Raw genomic sequence first — 20,065 nt, forward strand, 5'->3', positions numbered from 1 at the left:
AAAAGCCTTCAGGTAGGTAATGAAAAACGTTAAAAACCGGAGATAGAAATATAGACGGCTAAAGTGTCTATACGAAATACGTTCAATCTAAGTACGTTTATCGGCCATTCGAATCGCCCACAAGCGCAGACAGTTCAAATAAAAACCACAACAGTGTTTCGATGAAAAATAGTTAGGCGTAACAATTTATGCCTCCAGACGAGGCGTTTTTCCGTCCTAATGGTCAATAAGGAGTATGAAATAGAGTTTGCTCCTTTCTCATTGGTACAGGTACTCAATGTAAACACGAGCAACTTACGTCAGTATCGGTGGGTTTAATTTCTAGAGTTAGACTCACCGATTTTTAATTAAGGCTTCTACGCCGATTACGTCTTTATTAGCGTCTATTCTTAGGCTACTGTCCCCTCGGAGCCTATATTCCACCCTCTCGTTGTCGCTCATTTTTCTTGGTTCAACATATTCCAATTCTGCTCATCGTTGTCTTACTCCAGATGCAAACGCAATAGCGTTGATATTCTGAGCACACCCGCCATCAAAGGAGAATTTACATGATGAAGAAATTATCGCTCACCTCAGGCTCGATATTCTCGCCAATTGGCAAGGCATCACAAGATATGCTTTCAGAGATCCTAAAGTCGAGAAAGAGGAGACAGCGATTAACCGATGCACTGATGTGCATCACCGCTTCGTCTAATTTAAGTTAAGAAATTAGACGAAGCCGCAAACTTTAACCCTGGCCAGGACTGGTAAGGGGTGCAGAACAAAACTTAAGGAAGTGAATGGAAGTTCAAGCGTTATTCGGTGATTGAGAGCGACAATAGGCGACATAAGTCTGGCGCTATTATCCCAATGCCCACTCAATACATAACGTCACTACGCACAAAAAACACATAGCCCCCTGGTGGAGGATGCAATAAGCCCAAATGCAGCTGTCGACTGCGGCACCAGTCAGAACGAGGATGCAACACGCCCAACTGATCCACAAAAGGTGGAAAGCGTTCTATAAGTAAAGGTGAGGATGCAATAAGCCCATGTTGACCTCTGGAAGAGGGAACACCTTGACTCCCACGACGTCATCATTTATCGAAACAGCCTGTGTGCTGCGCAATTGCTATGTACCAATCTATTAATCAATGACTTTGTGACTTTATTTCAATTGGTTACAAGTTTAATTAAAAATAAACATTAACACTTTGTCTTAATTCCGCGCTTTGCGCTACTTCGTTGACGGATATGATCGTCATGTAGTGTGAATATAGGAATTATGATGGTAACAAAAAGAAAAGTGTCAGACAGTGCCCAAAAAAGCAGACGAGTTTTTAGTCAAATTCTTTGGGGTGACCATGAACCGCGACACTAAAAAGCAAATTTTGGCGGTAATGGCGCCTTATCACAAGCGAGGGATCCCGTTTAGACGCAAACAAATTAAGCGCCTGATTGCGATACTCGATGACATCTTTATACATGAGCCGTATCTCGGCGAACGACTACAGAAAGTCGGCAAGCGTCAAATCATTGGTTATTGGCAGCGCACCCGTTGTGAAACCGCGCAAGTGAGGGCAGAAAAGTACGCCATTTTAAAATTGTTTTTCGAAATGGCGCAGTTAACCGGGCGTGTTCCCAGACCCAAATGATGGGTTTGGGATGTTGAGTGAATAAGGACCTTCTTCAAGTTGGAAAGCACAGCGAGAGTTGTCGCAATGACGTTATTTATCGGTTGGTTTTTCCTGGTGTGTCATTTTTATCATTAAATAGTGTTTTTAATGTTTTGTAAGTTGTTGAAATATATGGTTTTGTGTTGACTTGTGGGAGAAGGCAAGCCTGATTTAATGGATAGTGAGTAATTCATATAAGGATATTGCTATGACCATGTTTACATCACGTACCATCAACTTCTTCAATTTAATGAAACGTCTGGGGCAGGTATTACTCCTGTTTGTTTTAGGCGCTTGCCTGTTAATGCTCAGTACATTGCTGGTTTCCGCTTCTGGCCAGTGGGGATGGCTGGCGTTTGGGATTTTGGTCGGTACTCTGCCGTTCCTCGGCTTTTATCTCGCCGGTTTTTTGCTTGCGCCAAAACGCTTTTATCAGGCCAAAATGTGGAAAAATCAATCCTCATCGCTGCGTTGGGGCGTTGTCATTGTGTGCGCAGTGAGTAGTTATCTTTCAATGGGTGAGTTAAACAGCGTGGCTGATATTTCTGCTGTAGAACAACCCATGCCTCTGCTCGAACAGTTACTGATCACAGTCGGTGCTGTGATTTTGCTGACGGGTGTCTATATGCCGTTAAGAGCGATAACACTGTTCCGTTGTCTTGGAATGGGCAGGACAAACGCTATCGGTGAAGTCTTTGACGAACACAATAAAGACACGTATTCCTCGTTGGCGATACCGCCGCTGCCGGTGAGTATCATGATGTTAGTGATGATGTGTTACTCACTGACTGCTTTGAGTACTTCGAATGCACCAGAAGGGGCTAACTACCTGCTTTTCTTCCTGCTAGAAATTACCGCCGCTTTAGACATTGCGTACGTCTATCGAAACCGTACAAAGGGTGGCCCTCATTTTCACCTTAAAGACCCTCTAGCCCCACAGGCATGAACGCCTGAATAGTTTCTGAACTCGAGTGCGTGGACCGTTCCTCCTCGCACTCGTTAGCGTCTTAAAAAACAGGAGGACTCCTTGCTATTGATACTCTTTATAGGGCTAACTCTTTATTGCTTTCTCGTCGTTGCTAGTGTGTCGGAATGGTTGGCTATCTCACTCAGTGGCGTGCTGACGGTGCTGATTTCGCTTTTCATCATTGTGCCCAGTTTTAAGCTGTCATTTTTGCGAACTCTCCAGCAACTGGCTTGCAGTCGCCTTGTGCTGACAGGCATTAGTGCATTTGTCATCACAACGTTTTTTTATGGGCAACTGACGCTCTTAGTCGAACTCAACCAACCTCTGCTAAAGGGGCTTCATCGTCCAGACTTTCCGGATTATTGGGCCGCCGCCAGGGCCTACGATACCTTTTTCGTTTGGGTTGGATTGTTCCTGGTCTTAACCATTTTGCTGGAAGAGTGGCGGGTGCTGTTTTCCCGCCCGCCAACGTTTAACTGGTACTACTTACAGGGTGTGTCGGTGACGTTGGCGTTTGCCGTTGTGGCGTGCGGTGAATACCTCGGGTTAACCACACAAGCCTGGTTGAGTGCGGTGGTCTCTTATGTCGTCATTGTTTTATTCCATATTGGCGGTTTTAGGTTTGAGCACAAGCAACCGAAACGAAACAAACGATGGCTGGTTTAAGCCGTTCGGTTTTTAACAAGAGGACAGAATATGACTACGGACAGAAAAGAGACAGAAGTGCAACCAATCAAGCCAGGCATCGAAATAATGGCGATTACGATACTCACGATACTTACGGTTATTTTCCTGTTAGCAAATCACATATCTGAATCAACCTTTCAGGCTCGCTGCCGGGGTTATGAAGAGCAGGTTGAAAAGTCGCTGAAACAAACGATGGCCGGTGAGGATGAACTTCATTTAATCCAAACCAACTTCCAGCAATACAAAAAAGATTGCAGTGCGCATTAACAGGGTTTTCGGGCTGACACGACAGAAAAGGGAGTTCACATGACAGAAGAAGAGAAAGCGGAAGTGAAGAAACTCATCAACAAGCAAAACGAGGCTATAAACCAACGTATTGAATCACAGGAAAGAAAACTCGATGCGCTACTTAACCGAGCACCATGGTGGCACTGCTTTTTTAACGAGACTCTTGATGTGATTTTGGCCACGCTCTGTAAAGGCATCATTTTGGGAATACTGGTGTTCTACCTGCTGATCAACCCAATTATTTCAGGTTAAAGACGTGGGCGATACGATATCCTCGTTCTGAGAGGTGATGCCTGCGCTCATGTTGCTCCTAAATAGTGACTGAACACAATTGTGCGTTGTGTCGTTTGTCTTACTTCCTTCTCGAAAAAGGAGTAAGTCATGAAAAAGAGCAACTACGTTGGTCATCTGGCAAAGGCCCCAAGAGACTTTAATAAGCCGAATTTCAATTTGGGGTCGAGAGACATGGTTAAAGCGCTCATTAATGCCAGTTTTGAAAATCAGGGCGGCATGGTCACTAACACTCACAGAGCCAGGTTACCGGCTTTGAAGCACTTTATCTCTTTCATCAAAACCAATACGCCTGTCAAACGGTTAAACGAGATAGAAAAGCAGCACGTGGTTAGCTTTGGTGAGTTCCTGAAAAACAACGCCGACGAAGAATTGTTATCTCCAGCAACCGCCCGCGATTATCTTTCTCATGTCAATCGAGCACTTGCACAAGCGAGAGGGGATGAAGCGTGTGTAGTGAATGCGACACGGGATTTGGGTTTTACTCCAAAATCTGGCATTGCCACCTTAGATGGCTCAGTCAAAGAGGAACTTCATGAAAAAGTGCTACCAAAGGTCACCCCTGAAGTCGGCTTTGTGATGCAATTGCAGCGTGCTTTTGGTGTCAGGTTCAGGGAAGGTGCGCTTTTAGATGCGTCTAGGGTTTTAGAAGAGCTACACAGAGGACGGGCACCGATGTTGCTACGTGGCACGAAAGGTGGTCAGTCAAGGCCGTTGCCTGTGGACTCGGAAGAAAAGTACCGGTTGCTGGTGAGAGTGGCGGCATTTCAGCAGTCCCTTGGGCAGGATTCACTTATCCCTTCCCACATGTCATTTAAAGCTTTTCAGAGCGACGCGTGGCGACAAACTAAACAAGCAGATACCTCTTACCTGAGTCACGGTGAACGTAAACACTTTGCTTGTGAGACGTACTATCAACTTATGAGCGTTCGGTGCCCGGTTCAGGCCAATGTGGCGCATGGAAAAAAACATCATCAGTACATTGCGAGTACGCTTAACATCAGCGAAGCAGAAGCGAAACAACGTGATTATGAAGTGCGTATGCAAATCTCCAAGCTGCTTGGGCATCATCGAGTGAGTATCACTAACGCATACTTAGGATAAAGCGTGAACGTGCATACCAGAGCACAAACTCTGTCTGATTAATTTTGTTCTGGTCGCGATGAGTGCCTCAAACGCTCCCGAAGGAACCAGTTCTACTATTTTGTATGTGTTGGACACTATTGCTACTCTGGACATGGTTCTAACTCTAAAAACAACATAAAGGAAGACGCAAACTTGTTAAGTGAAGACTCCACGGCAAGGCTAGCGTGAAGCCCTTAATATTTACATATTGGATCGTAATTCGAGTCGCGTACTCGCCAGGTTTTTACAAAAAATCGGTGAATATCAACTCATTGATGTTATGGATTGTATATGGCTTTATCATTTCGGGCTCAGATCTTCCTAATCATATTAGGAAGATAACGTCACTAAGCTGGGTAGCATACTAAATAATTTTAAAGTAGATTTTAACTTGCCTATCAACGAAGTCGATTTAGGTTTGCTTTCACCAGATTTAAAGGGGGAAACATTTTGCACTTTAGAGTTTTTTGGCTGTGCTGAAGACAATGCTTCATTGAGCAAAGTTTGCATATTCTCACGACATTCTGGGAGCAAGTGAGCGTAATGTCTCTCTGTAACGGATGAATCGGCGTGCCCCATCATTTGAGAAATCAGTTTAACTGGAATACCTGCACTGATCGCAATGGACGCGAATGAGTGACGCAACTGTGAGGGACCACGATGCTCTAAACCAGCAGCGATAAGAAATTTCGTGAAAAATCGTTGGGCATAATCTTTACTGTCAGTGAAATATTTACCAGTGAGGTCATCAATGAAAACGGGCGTAAAAGCATGAGTTGTTCTAGCTTTCTTACTATGATCTCGAATCATGATCTGTATATATTCGTTAGCTCCTGTTAGAGAGAACTGGGCATGCAAAACCTCTAGCGCTTTATCGGTCAGAGGAATTATTCGAAATGACTGTTTAGTTTTAGGTCGCTTAAATTCTTTAAGAGTACAGACTCGACACACAGAAAGAGTTCGCTCTTTGAAGTTTATATCACTCCAACAGAGGCCAATTAATTCTTGGATCCTCAAGCCTGTTTCTTTGCCTAACAACGCAAGGTTTTTACCAGAAGGTTGCGTTGTTGACGTGCTCTCCATTTTGTCAAAGTCGGTTTTGGAAAATGGTTTTTGCTCTTCTAATTGGGTATCAGCTTTTAGCCCCTTGATCATTTTACTCATGTCTTTTTGAAAAACGTTATCGTTATATGCCATTTCTAGTAGCTTCCTTAATACTATCAGGCGATTAGAAATGGTTTTATTTGTGTATTGCTCTTGCCAGTTTGTGATGAGCTCGACAAGGTCGCTGTACACCATTTCTTCAAACTTGTAGTTCTCACTAATATCTTCGCAAATAGCTTTTAAGCAAGAGCGATAGCCAGCTGCTGTGGATTTTGCGTATGTGTTATTGATGTAGCTTGTAATCAGGGGCTGGTACTTACTAAGCGCGTCTCTGAGGATCGACATATTCACTCCTTTTGCAACAACACCGCGCTGTTGCTTTGGAGGGGTAAGCCCTATTCAGGCTTTGCAAAAACGTGTTTAGCCAAAAAAAAAACACAAGATAGTCGCCAGGTTTAAAGTGCTTGCTGGTCATCATCTATGCTGAACATTTCTACCACCGCTATTAAAGCGACGAGTGTCAGCTTTTTTCCATAACGGCCATAGGTCATGTTGGGGTTAGCATGACCGACCACTTCGGCAACTTGGTATTCTTCAACCCCCGTTTGTTTCAAGCAGTCGATAAAGGTGTGTCTAAAGCCATAGGCTGTTGGACGGTCATTGGGTTTCATGTTGATTGACGTTTGGATTTTCCCAAATTGAGTTCGGTATTGCTTGGTCCAATCACAATCGTTCCCTCTTGGTTTCCAATCAAATAGATAGAGCTTATTAACCTGGCGGCGATGACGTACATAGTCGATAAACCCCTTTTTGATCAGAACGGTAGGAATAGGGATAGTGCGCAACGAGTGCTGATTTTTGAGTTTCTGAGCCTCACCTTTATCGGTTATGTTGAGAACGAACATCCCCTTCTCAGTTTTAATGTCGTTAACAGTGAGTTGACAGGCTTCAGTTGGCCGCAGCCCCATGTAAATAAGTAACAGTGTTGTCCACTGAAGAGAGCAAGATGATGCTTTAAATAGGTTAGAGGCGAGTAGGGTTTTTACCTCCTCATTTGACCATCGTTCTCTTTGGTCTGAAGCGTATTTTTCTGACTTAAATGTCATTGACATTCCTTCAAATGGGTTCGTTTTTAAGTGTTGTTTGAGGTGTAACCATTTAACGAATTGCTTTGCTGCACTCCAATAATCCTTCTTTGTTTTTGAGCTCTTTCTCCACATATGTAAGTGGTCAGCAAACGCCATTAAGTCTGAAGAGGAGGCTTTCATAATGCTTAGTTTTTTCTTTTTTAGATGATCAAGGAAGTAGCGCGTCCTTTGGTTTAATTGATGTACCGTAAGGTTGGTAATTCTCTGTTGTTGTTTAGAGGCGATGAAGTCCTGCTGCCACTTGTAGCCTTGGGCAAAGTTATTTCTTATCGCTTTTGGTTCGCTAGTTCCACTTTGAAAAATCGAGGGAGAGTAGTGCGTTCCCTCATCAGTAAACGAAGCTCGCAAGGCATTAACGGTGGAAACAATCTCTGAGCGCACTTTCTTGTGGCAATCCCTATCTGGATCAACCTTATCTAGGGACTCAAGAACTTTTATGATGATTGGTTGGCTTCGCCTAATCGCAATGGCGCGAATTTTGGTCTTGAGGCTGAACTTAAAATCGAATGGATAGCCGAGTTTGACTAAGGTCTTTGGGGTACAAAGTCTGACAAAGTAAACAGAGTAGCGGTTTTTGAATAGATACATTGACTCACCTAATTGACTCACTGTAGCCAACCTAGGTGCCCTGAAACGAAAAAACCGCTGATAAATCAGCGGTTTAAATGTGGCGGAGAGATAGGGATTTGAACCCTAGATACGCTATTAACGTATGCCGGTTTTCAAGACCGGTGCTTTCAACCACTCAGCCATCTCTCCGTTGTGGGGCGTATGATAGTGAGAGTAACAAAACTTGTAAAGCCTTGAACTAACGAAAAAGAACTGTTTGGTTGTTTTGTAATCATAGGTCTATGCTGTGATAGGTCCTGATAAAGAAATATCTATTAAAATAGGGCATTTTATAGAGTTTTTACTTTATCTCACTACTTTTCAATAAAATGGTGTTTTATTGCTATCTTTATGAAAATAAAGAAATAATCACCTTTGAGTATACATGTGTTCGCCCGAAAGTGTTTGCATCAGTTTGTGAACTAATTCAAAATTAACTGGTATAGCCAGTTGAGCTTAAATTTCTAAGGGTGTTTATGAAGGTCACAAATCTATTTAAAGACAAAGTTGATGCGATTTCTGCACATCAATCCGAGTTTATGAATTGGATGTCTCCAACGCTACGCGATTATTGGAGTGACTTTTTGGATAGAGCCCAGCACAGTTTCTTATTCTCGAAAGTGCGCGATCACCAGCAGCCGGCGATTAACGAAGAAGTTGCGCCTCAACCTGAACCAATCGTCATGGCACCGGAAGCTCAAAAGTTATACCAAGAGCTCAGTGAGAAAGTCGGTGAAGTCATTCACGTTGGTGATTGGGTACATGTGTCTCAAGAGCGCATTAATCAGTTCGGTGCAGTCACTGAAGATATGCAGTGGATTCATACTGATCCTGAGCGTGCATCTGCAGAGTCACCGTTTAAGACGACTATTGCCCATGGGTTCCTGACTTTGGCGTTGCTACCAAAGCTGACAGACTCGGTTGATCCAGACAAGCCATTGTTCCCAACAGCGAAGTTAGTTGTCAATCTTGGTCTGAACCAGGTTCGTTTCCCTTATCCGGTAAAAGCGGGTAACAACGTTCGTGCTGTAAGTACACTGACCAAAGTAACGCCAATTAAGAAAGGCCTTGAGATTGAGCGTGAAATCAAAGTGGAAATTGAAGGGATCCGTCGTCCGGGAGCGGTTGTCGTTTCTGTTATTCAACTGCATTTCTAAACAACAGAAAGAACAAAAAAAAGAGAGCATATTAATGCTCTCTTTTTATTTATTGATTATCTATTGATCAAACTTTTTCACAGGTGTATAGCCGTATTCAGCCACGGCTTGTTGGCCTTCTTCTGATTTCAAAAATGCCACGAAATCTTTACCTGCTTGGTCCAGTGCGTCGACTTTGTATAGAACTAAGAAAGGTCGCGCCAACGTGTATTTGTGGTTCGCGATGTTTTCAGAGGTTGGCTCAATACCTTCAAACTGGATAGCTTTCACTGAGCGGTCGACCGAGCCTACCGAAATAAACCCAATTGCACGCGTGTTATGGTTTACGATCGTTTTCACCATGCTGTTGCTGTTTACTACCAGATTATTAGGGCTGATATCAGACACTAAACGGTCGTTTACGATTTTGGTAAGACCCATTAGGCTTTCGAAACTGTAACGTGAGCCTGAAGATGCTTCACGAGTCACAACTGCGATTGGTTGATCGTCACCACCGACTTCTTTCCAGTTTTTAATTTTGCCTTTGTAAATATCAAATACCTGCTGTTGAGACAGGTTTGCTATAGAGTTTGCACGGTTTACCACGATTGCCAAACCATCATAAGCGATTGGAATAACGTTTAAGTCTTCTCCTTTTTCGCTTTCTGTCAGGTATCGGGAGCTCATCCCAATTTTAACCACACCTTTGTTCACCATGGTGATGCCCGCACTCGAGCCAATGCCTTGGACAGCGATGTAGTCATCAGGGTGCGTTTTATTATATTTCTCGGCAAGAACATCCATAACGCGAGCAACGGAAGTCGAGCCAGAGATATTCACCTCTTTCGCCATAGCGGAAGGAAGAGCGATGGCCATGGCTAGCAGAGTCGCCACAGTAAAACGTAACATATTAAACTCCAAAAAATGGTATCAAGCAGCGCACATGATATTTCGTTGAGGTTACACTTTTGTGAACTTACCGGTCCAGAAGTAGGGAAATGCCTTCTTTTCAATGCGCTTTATTTTTGCGAACATCAGATGTTACTCACTCGCGCGTGAAGAAACAAAAGGGCTAGAGTGCCTCTTTTCGTTGGGGTAAGGTGTATACTAAGAACTACCTATCAGGAGATCTTTCATGTCAGTGTCTCAAATGGCAACCAGCCGTTTATACAAGTTAGTTCATTCACTCTGTTCTGCTCGTAATGCGAATTTACCCGTAGAGCAGGGCAAGTGTTTGTATGAACCTGTAGAAAATGGTGTGGAGCTTCATCGCGCACATTTCCTGCTAGATTCACAGCACAGTGAATATACGTCTCCAGTAGCAAAAATTTTGTTTGATGTGCAAACGCAACTTTGGCGTTTTTATGTGCCGAGTTACCAAACCGGTGACTTGAAATGGGTACCTTATGAAACTCTGCCATACAGCCAGTCCCTTGAAGTGTTACTGGGTGAACTAGAAAGCGACCCTCAGGCGTGTTTCTGGGAGTAGTGTTTTAAATATTTTTTCCGCTGAATATTAAAAAAGGCGCTTTGATAGCGCCTTTTTCGTTTCGGTTTATTCAGTGTTATTCAACCGTTTGTTCCGTCTGTGCTTTTGGCGGCTCAGCGAACACTTGCGTCGGTTTAGCAACTAAACTGCGGTTTTCCTGGTTCACATCTGCCAAGACAACTTCTAGCGTATCGCCCAGCTTGTACACCACTTCTTTATCGATGGAGATAGTACCGTTGTCACCGTTGCACTCAATGCGTTCTTTATTGTCAACAATGAGTGAGCCAGGAATAAACGCCGCGGCGCCGTTTTCAAGCAGGCGAACACGCGCACCAGCACGATTGATATCGAAAATTTCACCGATGTAGCGAGTTTGTTTGCTTGGCTCCTCAGCAAGAGTACGAGCGTAAAGCCAGTCAGACACATTACGCTCCGCAATTTTGTGGTGCTTACGGTGTAATGCCAGTTCTTCACCGACTTGATCATCAGGCTTTTGAACAGGTTCTTTGTCAAGAATCACCGCTTTTAGCATACGGTGGTTGATCATATCGCCGTATTTACGAATTGGAGATGTCCAAGTCGCGTAAATATCTAGGCCCATCGCGTAGTGAGGAAGTGGCTGATTGCCGACTTCACTGTACGCCTGGAACTTGCGGATGCGGTTATCCAAGTATGAAGTTTCCTGAGTAGACAACCAACGACGTAATGCTGCAAAGCCTTCCAGTGTCGCGATAGTGTCCGCTGTGAAGCCATGTGTACCTTCTGGGTCAACTAATTGTACAACTTCTTCAATCTTCTCTGCTTTGAGACCAGAGTGAGTGTTGAACACGCCAGTTTCAAACTTATCGCGAAGCGTGCGGCCAGCACAGATATTCGCTGTGATCATCGACTCTTCTACAAGACGGTTTGCACTGCGACGCATGTCTGCATGAATGGCAATAACGTCATTGTCTTCGCTAAGTTCGAAACGGTAGTCCGGACGGTCCGGGAATACAACCGCGTTCTTTTCACGCCAGTCGGCACGAGCAACGGAGAAGTCGTACAGGTCACGTACGATAGTTGCGATATCTTCCGATGGCTGCCATTTATCAGAGCTGCCATTTTCGATCCAGTCTGATACGTGGTCATAAGCAAGACGAGCGTGAGACTTAATGTTCGCAGCAAAGAAGTTGATGTTATCACCAATCACACCATCTTTACTTACGCTTACGGTACAGCAAAGGGCAGGGCGAGTTTCACCTTCAATAAGAGAACATAGGTCATCAGCAAGATCGCGAGGCAGCATTGGGATGTTGCGCCCTGGCAAGTAGATCGTGTAGCCACGCTCACGAGCGACTTTGTCCATTTCATCTTCTGGCGTAATGTATGCGGTAGGATCGGCAATCGCGATGGTCAGTTCAAAATCGCCAGATTCTGTTTTCTTCGCATGCAGCGCATCGTCCATATCTTTGGTGGACTCGCCATCGATAGTTACGAATGGAACGTGAGTTAAATCAACGCGGTCTAATTCCGCGTCGTCTTTTAACTCCCAGTTCTCAATACCAGCAGGCTCAGAGTTTGGAAGATCGTTTTGTGCCAAGGTTACCCACCATGGTGCGATCTTATCGTCAGCATCCGTGATTTTTTCAGAGATTTCTACGAAGAAAGAGTTGTCACCTTTAAGAGGGTGGCGAATAAGATGGCCGACAACCCAATCACCTTCATTGAAGTTATCTGGCTTTTGGCCTTTCTTTAGTTTTGCTTTTAGCGACAACTTTTTCAGTTGAGGGTGGTCAGGAACAACATTCAGCTTACCTTTGAACATTTTTACACGGCCAATAAAGCGAGTAAGTGACTGTTCTAGCAGCTCTTGTGGCTCTGCAACTTCACGTTCATTCTCTGTACGAATAATGGCGACTACTTTATCGCCATGAATGCACTTTTTCATGTACGCAGGTGGAATGAAGAAACTGGTTTTGCTGTCCACTTCAAGGAAACCAAAGCCTTTATCTGTTGCTTTGATTGACCCTTCTTTTTTAGGAAGGTTTTCTTGGATTTGCTGCTTAAGTTGGGCTAATAGCGGGTTATCTTGAAACATCTTGATTTTCTATCTGATTGTTTTTAATAAATTTATTTTCTTTCCCCAAGCCTCTTTACCATTCTTTCCTAACAAGAGAGCGAACGTAAGAAGGCATTCGGCGGTCGCAATAAATTTACCGAAATAGTTACTGCGACACATGTTACTTGGCATAGGAATGATTGTATAGTGATCATTGTGTTCATAAAGGTATTGAGCCGCGCTTTTCTGGTTAAGACATCCAAGTATGTTCTTTCTTCTAAAAAACGTAACACATGGAAAACAAGCCTGTACTAGGCTCAACGATGGAATGGATGTTTATATTTACTCGTCGTTACAATCGTTAACTAGAAAAAAAGCACCCATTGGTTAAGATTTAATCAACCAAGGAGGCGTATATGAAAAGGTTTGAGAACATACTTTTTGCGACCCAAGGACTTCCTGGGCATAGTGACGCGCTAGGGCAAGCTATTAGAATCGCATCCAATGATCACGTTCAAGTGTCTGGTCTTATTGCTTGTCCCGACTTTCCGAGCCACTTGGTTCAATATCAGCAAAGGTATGAGCAGTCTCTGTATGACTCTTTACTGGCAAGGGTAGAAGCCTTGCGCATCGAATATGGTGCCGCTAAAGAGCAAGTGCCGTTTCCTCTTTCTGTTAAAAGCAGCGTGCAACCCGCTGTTTGTATTATTCAAGAAGCCATTGCTCATGAGCATGATTTGATCATCAAAGAGGCTGAACCTATTGATGAAGGGTCAGAAGGTTTTAAAGCTCTTGATATGACGCTATTGCGAAAATGTCCGTGTGCGGTTTGGTTACATCGACCAATCAATAAGCCGAGAAACAAACGACGTATTGCGGTGGCGATTGATCCAATGAGGACCAGTGACGAGCAACACGCTATGTCAATACGATTATTAGCGCTGTCCCGTTCGATCGCTGACACGTGTGACAGTCGGCTCCATATTATTTCTTGCTGGGAATACTACTTGGAGAACTATTTAGACGATAATGCTTGGATACAAGTCGATGAGACCGAACTGGAGAATGAAGTTTCCCACGCCAAACTGAAGCATAAGCAAGCATTGCAAAGTCTCATTGAAGAGTCTGGCATTTCTGGCGAAATGGTGCTTCACCTTCTTCACGGCAAACCGGATAACCAGATTCCTGACTGTGTTGATGAGCTAGAAATTGATGTGCTTGTTATGGGCACGCTTGCTCGTACCGGCATATCTGGGTTCGTCATTGGTAATACCGCAGAAAATATTCTGCAATCCATCAGTTGCTCGTTAGTTGCGATGAAACCGGAAGGATTTGTTTCACCGATTAAGTAACTCAATATTCATTAAAACATCAAGGAGAATTGCTAACGTCTACGTTGTTACCACGAAGCTTTAAGTGCTTAAAGGAGGATGATATGAAAGCTTTTTGTCCCATCTGCCAAACCGAGATGGTTGAACGTGCGCACATTTTTGTATGTCCGAGAAATGATATCGGAGATTGTTGTTATGATCCGCTCAACATACCGCAGGACGACTATACCGCAACGTTAAACCAAACAAATCCATTCAGCGATACGCGTAGTTACGTTGTTCCCGATACTAAGTAGTTCGAATTAATAGCAATCTAAGTCTATTTTTGAAGTAGACAATCGTAGCTTGATGTTCATGAGTTTTGTTCACCGCTTAGTTCCATCCAGTCCGTTCACCTGAATTGCTCGGACTGCATTCTATCCTCAACCGGTTTGAATTTTTAGAGATCGATAAAGCTTTGATGTCGTGAGTAGTCAAGCAACTTGATTGTGTCGAACACATTTAAAGTATGGATGGCGACATTGAATAACGTTAACGGTAGAAATCAGGTTCACCCATCAAAAAAGCATAACCCGCTTTTGATGCTATTTCCTTTGATGCCGATCTTCATCTTGCTCGTTGTTATGAGTTGGTATCGCCCCGAAGGCGTGAGTTGGCAGGGCAGCTGGGTTCCAGGTCTTGATGTCAATTTAAGTTTTCGTCTTGATGGTTTGTCATTCCTATTTGTGTGTTTGATCTGTGGGATCGGTGCACTGATACAAGTCTATTCGCTTGCATACATGCGCAGCCATCCAGCGCGTGTTTCCTTTCATGTCTATCTGACGTTGTTCATGCTTTCCATGTTAGGCATTGTCACGAGCGACAACGTTCTGTTGCTGTTTGTTTTTTGGGAACTGACGACCATCACCTCGTATTTACTGATCGGCTTTAATCATGAGAAAGAGGTGTCACGTGAAAAGGCGTTACAGTCTCTTTTGGTTACCGGGGCTGGAGGATTGGCTCTGTTGGCTGGGCTGATTTTATTAGGACAAATCGCCGGAAGTTATGAGATTAGTACTATTGTTCAACAATCGACACAAATTGCGTCTCACAAATGGTTTTTGCCTTCTCTTATATTGATTCTCCTTGGTGCCTTCACTAAGTCCGCACAGTTTCCATTTCACTTTTGGTTGCCAAATGCGATGGCAGCACCCACGCCAGTGAGCGCTTATCTGCACTCCGCCACTATGGTAAAAGCGGGCGTGTATCTACTGGCGCGGCTGTCTCCTGCCTACTCACACAGTGATATTTGGTTTTACACGTTAAGTATTGCTGGTGGGTTTACGGCCATCTGGTGTGGATTATTGGCTTTAAAACAGACGGATTTGAAGTTAATGCTCGCGTACAGCACCAATGTGGCTTTGGGTAAGCTCGTTATGCTAATTGGCATGGGAACGGAGCTCGCACTGGCCGCCGCGCTCTTGTTTATCCTGGCGCATTCTTTTTACAAAGCGGCCCTGTTCATGGTGGTCGGGAATATTGATAAAGCAACTGGCACAAGAGATGTAACCAAGCTGAATGGACTGAAAGCCGTGCTTTCTTTAAGTCTGGCGGCTGCGACGTTGGCGGCGCTGTCTAAAGCGGGAGTACCACCGCTCCTTGGCTTTTTGAGCAAAGAATACATGTACAAATCGGGCCTTGAGGTTAGCAGTGTGATTATCGGTTTATTAGTCGCTGTCAATGTAATCATGGTGGCGGTGACGATTGCATTAATCTACAAACCATTCTTTGCTCATTCTCAACGTGAGCCCACTCCGGCGAAAAATATCGAGTCACTCAAAGGACTATGGATACCACCGATGCTACTGTCCGTTGGCGGATTGATCACGCCAGTGTTGGGGCTAAGTTGGATAAATCATAATGTCATTATTCCCGGTGTTTTGACCAGCCTTCCTGCCTCAGAACCAGTGGCAACAATGTTATGGCACGGAGTCAACTTCCCGTTGTTATTGAGCCTTATTACATTGGGGTTGGGGTGGGTGGTTTACGCGCTTTACTCGCAGAGGGTTGCCAAGTGGTATAAAAGCGCGTTTATCGTTCCTACTGCGGAGACGGTGTTTAATAAAATTGTCAGCGGTGTCATACGGTTTGCTAAGTGGCAGACACAATGGATTCAGCAAAAGAGGCTGAGCAATTATGTACTTATGTTTAGCCTCGTTCTAGCCATCGTGTTGCTCAGTCGCCCATTAGATATTTCAACCGCGCGTTTTACCGAGCTGTTTGCTATCAATTTCTACGAAATAGTGATTGCTCTGTTACTTGTGGCAGCGGTGTCGGTATGTACGTTCTTTAAGTCACGTTTGTTATCGGTGTCAGCCCTTAGCGTGGTGGGCTTTATGACAACACTCGTGTTTATGTTGTACAGCGCGCCCGATGTTGCACAGACTTTGTTGTTAGTAGAAACACTGATGGTGGTATTTTTAGTTTTGTTAATGCGCCACATGCCTAAATTGACCACTGTGCGTAATCACTCTAAACGGCGTCGTCTGTTACACGCGATTATTGCTGTAATAGTCGGGTTTTCTGTTAGCGTTGCTCTCATCAATATCACTTCTCAACCGTTAGATCCCCAGTTAGCTGAATTCTTTCTCCAGAAAAGTCTACCTGAAGGGTACGGGCGCAATGTTGTCAATGTCATCCTGGTCGATTTTCGTGCCATCGATACGTTAGGTGAGGTGATTGTGGTCGTGATGGCGGGCATTGCGGCGACCAGTCTACTTACCACCCCAAATTACAAGCATCCTCCTGTCCATTCAATGATCTTTTCCACCACGGCTCACATTGTCTTTACATTGATGTTGCTGTTTTCTCTGTATTTACTGCTGCGCGGGCACAACGAACCTGGAGGTGGGTTTATTGGTGCACTCATTGCGGTGATAGGGTTTGCGCTAATGATGTATGCAGAGTCGCCCAAGTACTTAAGGGACCGTTTGTACTATTCACCATTAAGTATTGCGATGTTCGGTATTTCGCTCAGCTTTATGGCAGGGCTATTAGGAGTGGTACTGGAGTTACCTTTCCTGACCGGATTGTGGTGGAAGGATATTCTCCCGCTAGGGACTCCGCTGCTCTTCGATGTGGGCATTTATTTCGCCATTATTGGCGGCGTGATGGGCTTGCTGTTACATGTGAATGAGGTGCTCGACTGATGGAAGTACTATGGAGTCTGGTGGTCGGTGTATTTGTTGCAGCGGGTATTTATCTGTTACTTGAACGGCATATATTGAGAATACTGTTTGGTCTGATTTTACTAAGCAGTGCTGTGAATCTGGCTATATTGACGGCCGGACGCTTAACCATTGGCGTCCCCGCTCTTATCGAGTCAGGCGCACAACTGCCACCAGATGGTGCTGCTAATCCGTTGCCTCAGGCGTTGATCCTGACTGCAATTGTGATTGGTTTTGGATTGCTCGTTTTTGCACTTTTGTTGTTCTATCGCGCGTATTCAGAAACAGGGTCGGCAGATGTGGATGATATGCGACAGTCAGAAGAGGAGGAGGAATGACGACCATTTGGCTAACGTTACCTATCGTGATTTCACTCTTGACTGCGGTGGCTGTGTTTATCGCGAAAGGTAAGATCTGTCTTGCTGAGCGCATCAGTGGCGCGAGTGCGCTTTTAACGGTGTGTGTCGCTGCTTTTCTTACCAGTGATGTGATACAGCATGGGCCTGTCGCGGTAGCATTTGGCCAATGGTTCTCTCCTTTCGGCGTTGTGTTTGTAGCAGATCTGTTCACTGTGGCCATGGTTATGGTTACGGCGGTGATTGGTCTCATCTGTGTGCTTTATGCGGTTGGAGATATTCGCAACAAACCATCATACGGGATATATCACGCGTTGATGCATGTTTTGCTTGCGGGCGTTTACGGGGCATTTCTGACCGGCGACATTTTCAATCTCTATGTTTGGTTTGAAGTGATGCTGATTGCCTCCTTCGGTCTGATGGTCTTGGATGCCAACAAGACTCAGATTGATGGTGCTGTGAAATACGTGATTTTGAACCTGATCTCGACGCTGTTTTTTCTGCTCGCGATAGGTTTGTTATATGGCGTTACCGGAACGCTGAATCTCGCGGATCTTCACGCTAAAGCGGCTTTGATGCCATCCGACACGAAAACCTTGCTCGCAGGTTTTTTCTTATTTGCTTTTTCTATCAAAGCGGCGTTGTTTCCCTTGTTTGTCTGGCTTCCTGCGTCTTACCATACGCTACCGAGCGGCGTGGTTGCACTGTTTGCCGCTTTACTGACTAAAGTCGGTGTTTACTCATTATTACGTGTATTTACACTGGTATTTCCATTGGCAGAAAGTGGCTGGCAATCGACCTTGATGTGGATGGCTTGTTTGACAATGTTGACGGGGGTATTAGGGGCAGCAAGTCATTACGATATAAAGAAAATCCTTTCATTTCATATTATCAGCCAGATTGGTTACATGATCATGGGGCTCGCCGTCTATACGCCGTTGGCAGTCGCTGGGGCTATTTTCTATATCGTTCATCATATTTTAGTGAAGGCGAACCTGTTCTTAATTGGAGGCTTCGTCGAACGGAAATACGGAACCAGTCAACTGAAGCAATTAGGTGGTGTGTATAAAGCGATGCCTTGGTTGGCCTTGTTGTTTTACATTACTGCATTTTCTTTGGCTGGCTTTCCACCACTTTCCGGTTTTTGGGGCAAGTTCTTAGTGATTAAAGCGAGTTTGCAAATAGAGGGCTATTGGCTTGCAGCAACCGCCTTGCTGGTGGGATTGTTGACGGTTTTTTCCATGAGCAAAATTTGGAATGCGGTGTTCTGGAAAAAGCAGCCAAGTGATGCTGACGCACAAATAATGACTAAGTCGACTACGTACTTGTACTGTATTCCTATTGTTACCTTAACGGCGATGAGTTTGATCATCGGTCTGGTTGCCGAGCCATTTTATCAATTTGCCATGCAGGCTGCGCTGCAACTGCTGGAGCCGAAAGAATATATTCAGGCAGTATTGGGAGGTGGACAATGATTTACTTTTTTCTCAACCTCTTTCTCGCACTGGCTTGGATGCTTCTAAACGGCACCTATACCAGCCTCAACTTTATATTTGGCTTTATCGCTGGGTTTCTCGTTTTGAGGCTCAGTCAGCCGTTCAGAACGAAAAGTCGTTACTTTCAGGTTTTCATTTCACTTTTGCGGCTAGTGAGCTATTTCTGTTTCGAGTTACTCATGTCTGCCGCTCGGGTGATGTGGGATGTGCTAACGCCAACACATCTAAGCCAACCCGACATCATTTATGTCCCACTTGATGCGAAATCAGATATAGAAATCACGCTGCTTGCGAATATGGTTTCGTTAACGCCAGGTACGTTAAGTTTGGATGTAACACCTGACAAAAAACATCTGATCGTGCATGCCATGTTTGCTCCAGAACATGAGAAAGTAATTCGAGATATCAAAGGTGGCTTAGAGAGACGAATATTGGAGGTGACGCGTGGATAGTTGGCTGCAGTTCAGTATTTTCTTTGCTTACGGTGGGTTGTTACTAAGCGTAGTTATGGCGTTGGTACGTTTGGTTCTGGGACCCACGTTGGCAGACAGAGTCGTCTCATTGGATCTTATCTCGTTTGTCACGATTGGATTCATTGCCGTTTATACTCTGGATAGTGGTCAAGAGACGTTGTTAGATATTGCTATCACACTTGGTTTAGTGGCGTTTCTCGGCACCATCGCATTTGCTCGAATGATAGCAAAGAGAAAAGGGGGAGAGGAATGGAAGTGATCGTTGGTCTTTTGTTGTGCATTGGTACCTTATTCTTTCTGATCGCCAGCTTAGGAGTGGTTCGAATGCCGGATCTATACACTCGGATGCATGCGGCAACAAAAGCGGGTACGGTTGGTGTGGCATCATTGCTTTTGGCGGTAGCCATCGCTATTCCTGATGCCACGGTGATCTCCCGCGCTGTGGGCACCATGTTGTTTATTTTCCTCACCGCACCTGTTGCTGCACATTTATTAGGCAAAGCCATGAGGAAAAGTGGTTATCGAATGTGGCGAAACCCAAAATAATCACGGAAAACCATGTCATTACTACTGCTCTGATTATCAGAGGCTCTTTGTTTTTCTTTTTTGATTAGAATTAGTTTTAAACAAGTGGTTAGATACATACCGAATGTAATTTAAATATAA

General features: G+C 44.5%; 19 protein-coding genes and 1 tRNA gene. 15 read left to right on the forward strand and 5 right to left on the reverse strand.

The genetic code is table 11. The annotated features are described in order from the left end of the window. Positions 1-1,295: 1,295 nt before the first annotated feature. The 6 genes from VER99_RS21590 (at position 1,296) to VER99_RS21615 (ending at position 4,992) form a co-directional block, all read left to right on the forward strand. The gene (locus VER99_RS21590) at positions 1,296-1,634 is read left to right on the forward strand and encodes a hypothetical protein (RefSeq protein WP_020336048.1); all 339 of its coding nucleotides are present in this window, start codon (positions 1,296-1,298) and stop codon (positions 1,632-1,634) included. A 229-nt stretch (positions 1,635-1,863) separates the two neighbouring features. Then, positions 1,864-2,601, forward strand: a complete 738-nt coding sequence (locus tag VER99_RS21595; protein WP_020336047.1) for a hypothetical protein — start codon at positions 1,864-1,866, stop codon at positions 2,599-2,601. Between the two features lie 81 nt (positions 2,602-2,682). After that, entirely contained in the window at positions 2,683-3,288 is a 606-nt protein-coding gene (locus VER99_RS21600; protein WP_020336046.1) for a hypothetical protein, read from the forward strand. A gap of 30 nt (positions 3,289-3,318) precedes the next feature. Further along, entirely contained in the window at positions 3,319-3,576 is a 258-nt protein-coding gene (locus tag VER99_RS21605; RefSeq protein WP_020336045.1) for a hypothetical protein, read from the forward strand. A gap of 39 nt (positions 3,577-3,615) precedes the next feature. Next, positions 3,616-3,849 carry a hypothetical protein gene (locus VER99_RS21610; RefSeq protein ID WP_020336044.1) on the forward strand — a complete coding sequence of 78 codons (234 nt, stop codon included), beginning with the start codon at positions 3,616-3,618 and terminating at the stop codon, positions 3,847-3,849. Positions 3,850-3,978: 129 nt separating this feature from the next. Next, entirely contained in the window at positions 3,979-4,992 is a 1,014-nt protein-coding gene (locus VER99_RS21615; RefSeq protein WP_020336043.1) for a site-specific integrase, read from the forward strand. Between the two features lie 351 nt (positions 4,993-5,343). Here VER99_RS21615 and VER99_RS21620 read toward each other — a convergent pair whose 3' ends face one another. The 3 genes from VER99_RS21620 to VER99_RS21630 form a co-directional block, all read right to left on the reverse strand. Further along, positions 5,344-6,462 (reverse strand): tyrosine-type recombinase/integrase, encoded by a 1,119-nt coding sequence (locus VER99_RS21620; RefSeq protein ID WP_020336042.1) that lies wholly within the window; start codon positions 6,460-6,462, stop codon positions 5,344-5,346. A gap of 110 nt (positions 6,463-6,572) precedes the next feature. Then, complete coding sequence (locus tag VER99_RS21625) at positions 6,573-7,853, reverse strand: tyrosine-type recombinase/integrase (RefSeq protein ID WP_020336041.1); 1,281 nt, start codon at positions 7,851-7,853, stop codon at positions 6,573-6,575. An 80-nt stretch (positions 7,854-7,933) separates the two neighbouring features. Then, positions 7,934-8,024 (reverse strand) — tRNA-Ser (locus tag VER99_RS21630). 326 nt (positions 8,025-8,350) lie between these two features. Here VER99_RS21630 and VER99_RS21635 point away from each other — a divergent pair. Next, positions 8,351-9,031: a MaoC family dehydratase gene (locus VER99_RS21635; protein WP_014234500.1), complete on the forward strand. Its 681-nt coding sequence runs from the start codon at positions 8,351-8,353 to the stop codon at positions 9,029-9,031. A gap of 60 nt (positions 9,032-9,091) precedes the next feature. On the opposite strand, the gene VER99_RS21640 is transcribed toward VER99_RS21635, so the two are convergent. Beyond that, positions 9,092-9,919 carry a phosphate ABC transporter substrate-binding protein gene (locus VER99_RS21640; RefSeq protein ID WP_014234499.1) on the reverse strand — a complete coding sequence of 276 codons (828 nt, stop codon included), beginning with the start codon at positions 9,917-9,919 and terminating at the stop codon, positions 9,092-9,094. A gap of 226 nt (positions 9,920-10,145) precedes the next feature. Between VER99_RS21640 and VER99_RS21645 the strand changes: the two genes are divergently transcribed. Further along, complete coding sequence (locus VER99_RS21645) at positions 10,146-10,499, forward strand: DUF3024 domain-containing protein (protein WP_014234498.1); 354 nt, start codon at positions 10,146-10,148, stop codon at positions 10,497-10,499. A 76-nt stretch (positions 10,500-10,575) separates the two neighbouring features. On the opposite strand, the gene rnb is transcribed toward VER99_RS21645, so the two are convergent. After that, complete coding sequence (rnb, locus tag VER99_RS21650; RefSeq protein WP_014234497.1) at positions 10,576-12,576, reverse strand: exoribonuclease II; 2,001 nt, start codon at positions 12,574-12,576, stop codon at positions 10,576-10,578. A 377-nt stretch (positions 12,577-12,953) separates the two neighbouring features. On the opposite strand from rnb, the gene VER99_RS21655 reads away from it, so the two are divergent. The 7 genes from VER99_RS21655 to mnhG all read left to right on the forward strand — a co-directional run bounded on the left by VER99_RS21655 (position 12,954) and on the right by mnhG (position 19,945). Further along, positions 12,954-13,889 (forward strand): universal stress protein, encoded by a 936-nt coding sequence (locus VER99_RS21655; protein WP_020336039.1) that lies wholly within the window; start codon positions 12,954-12,956, stop codon positions 13,887-13,889. A 560-nt stretch (positions 13,890-14,449) separates the two neighbouring features. Beyond that, positions 14,450-17,056: a hydrogen gas-evolving membrane-bound hydrogenase subunit E gene (gene mbhE, locus VER99_RS21665; protein WP_031779262.1), complete on the forward strand. Its 2,607-nt coding sequence runs from the start codon at positions 14,450-14,452 to the stop codon at positions 17,054-17,056. Next, positions 17,056-17,412: a Na+/H+ antiporter subunit C gene (locus VER99_RS21670; protein WP_020336035.1), complete on the forward strand. Its 357-nt coding sequence runs from the start codon at positions 17,056-17,058 to the stop codon at positions 17,410-17,412. Before mbhE ends, VER99_RS21670 begins: the two co-directional genes overlap by 1 nt. Further along, complete coding sequence (locus VER99_RS21675; protein WP_020336034.1) at positions 17,409-18,905, forward strand: proton-conducting transporter transmembrane domain-containing protein; 1,497 nt, start codon at positions 17,409-17,411, stop codon at positions 18,903-18,905. Before VER99_RS21670 ends, VER99_RS21675 begins: the two co-directional genes overlap by 4 nt. Further along, the gene (locus tag VER99_RS21680) at positions 18,902-19,378 is read left to right on the forward strand and encodes a Na+/H+ antiporter subunit E (protein WP_020336033.1); all 477 of its coding nucleotides are present in this window, start codon (positions 18,902-18,904) and stop codon (positions 19,376-19,378) included. The genes VER99_RS21675 and VER99_RS21680 overlap by 4 nt, the downstream gene beginning before the upstream one ends. Continuing rightward, positions 19,371-19,658: a cation:proton antiporter gene (locus VER99_RS21685; protein WP_020336032.1), complete on the forward strand. Its 288-nt coding sequence runs from the start codon at positions 19,371-19,373 to the stop codon at positions 19,656-19,658. Before VER99_RS21680 ends, VER99_RS21685 begins: the two co-directional genes overlap by 8 nt. Further along, positions 19,649-19,945 (forward strand): monovalent cation/H(+) antiporter subunit G, encoded by a 297-nt coding sequence (gene mnhG, locus VER99_RS21690; RefSeq protein WP_020336031.1) that lies wholly within the window; start codon positions 19,649-19,651, stop codon positions 19,943-19,945. Before VER99_RS21685 ends, mnhG begins: the two co-directional genes overlap by 10 nt. Positions 19,946-20,065: the final 120 nt, after the last annotated feature.

It is taken from the genome of Vibrio natriegens NBRC 15636 = ATCC 14048 = DSM 759, from assembly GCF_035621455.1.
Classification (GTDB): domain Bacteria; phylum Pseudomonadota; class Gammaproteobacteria; order Enterobacterales; family Vibrionaceae; genus Vibrio; species Vibrio natriegens.

Coding starts and splice junctions, on each gene's coding strand:
- VER99_RS21645 (WP_014234498.1), top strand. CDS start 10,146: ATGTCAGTGTCTCAAATGGCAACCAGCCGTTTATACAAGTTAGTTCAT.
- VER99_RS21675 (WP_020336034.1), top strand. CDS start 17,409: ATGACGACCATTTGGCTAACGTTACCTATCGTGATTTCACTCTTGACT.
- VER99_RS21670 (WP_020336035.1), top strand. CDS start 17,056: ATGGAAGTACTATGGAGTCTGGTGGTCGGTGTATTTGTTGCAGCGGGT.
- mnhG (WP_020336031.1), top strand. CDS start 19,649: ATGGAAGTGATCGTTGGTCTTTTGTTGTGCATTGGTACCTTATTCTTT.
- VER99_RS21635 (WP_014234500.1), top strand. CDS start 8,351: ATGAAGGTCACAAATCTATTTAAAGACAAAGTTGATGCGATTTCTGCA.
- rnb (WP_014234497.1), bottom strand. CDS start 12,576: ATGTTTCAAGATAACCCGCTATTAGCCCAACTTAAGCAGCAAATCCAA.
- mbhE (WP_031779262.1), top strand. CDS start 14,450: ATGCTATTTCCTTTGATGCCGATCTTCATCTTGCTCGTTGTTATGAGT.
- VER99_RS21615 (WP_020336043.1), top strand. CDS start 3,979: ATGAAAAAGAGCAACTACGTTGGTCATCTGGCAAAGGCCCCAAGAGAC.
- VER99_RS21605 (WP_020336045.1), top strand. CDS start 3,319: ATGACTACGGACAGAAAAGAGACAGAAGTGCAACCAATCAAGCCAGGC.
- VER99_RS21620 (WP_020336042.1), bottom strand. CDS start 6,462: ATGTCGATCCTCAGAGACGCGCTTAGTAAGTACCAGCCCCTGATTACA.
- VER99_RS21595 (WP_020336047.1), top strand. CDS start 1,864: ATGACCATGTTTACATCACGTACCATCAACTTCTTCAATTTAATGAAA.
- VER99_RS21610 (WP_020336044.1), top strand. CDS start 3,616: ATGACAGAAGAAGAGAAAGCGGAAGTGAAGAAACTCATCAACAAGCAA.
- VER99_RS21625 (WP_020336041.1), bottom strand. CDS start 7,853: ATGTATCTATTCAAAAACCGCTACTCTGTTTACTTTGTCAGACTTTGT.
- VER99_RS21680 (WP_020336033.1), top strand. CDS start 18,902: ATGATTTACTTTTTTCTCAACCTCTTTCTCGCACTGGCTTGGATGCTT.
- VER99_RS21640 (WP_014234499.1), bottom strand. CDS start 9,919: ATGTTACGTTTTACTGTGGCGACTCTGCTAGCCATGGCCATCGCTCTT.
- VER99_RS21655 (WP_020336039.1), top strand. CDS start 12,954: ATGAAAAGGTTTGAGAACATACTTTTTGCGACCCAAGGACTTCCTGGG.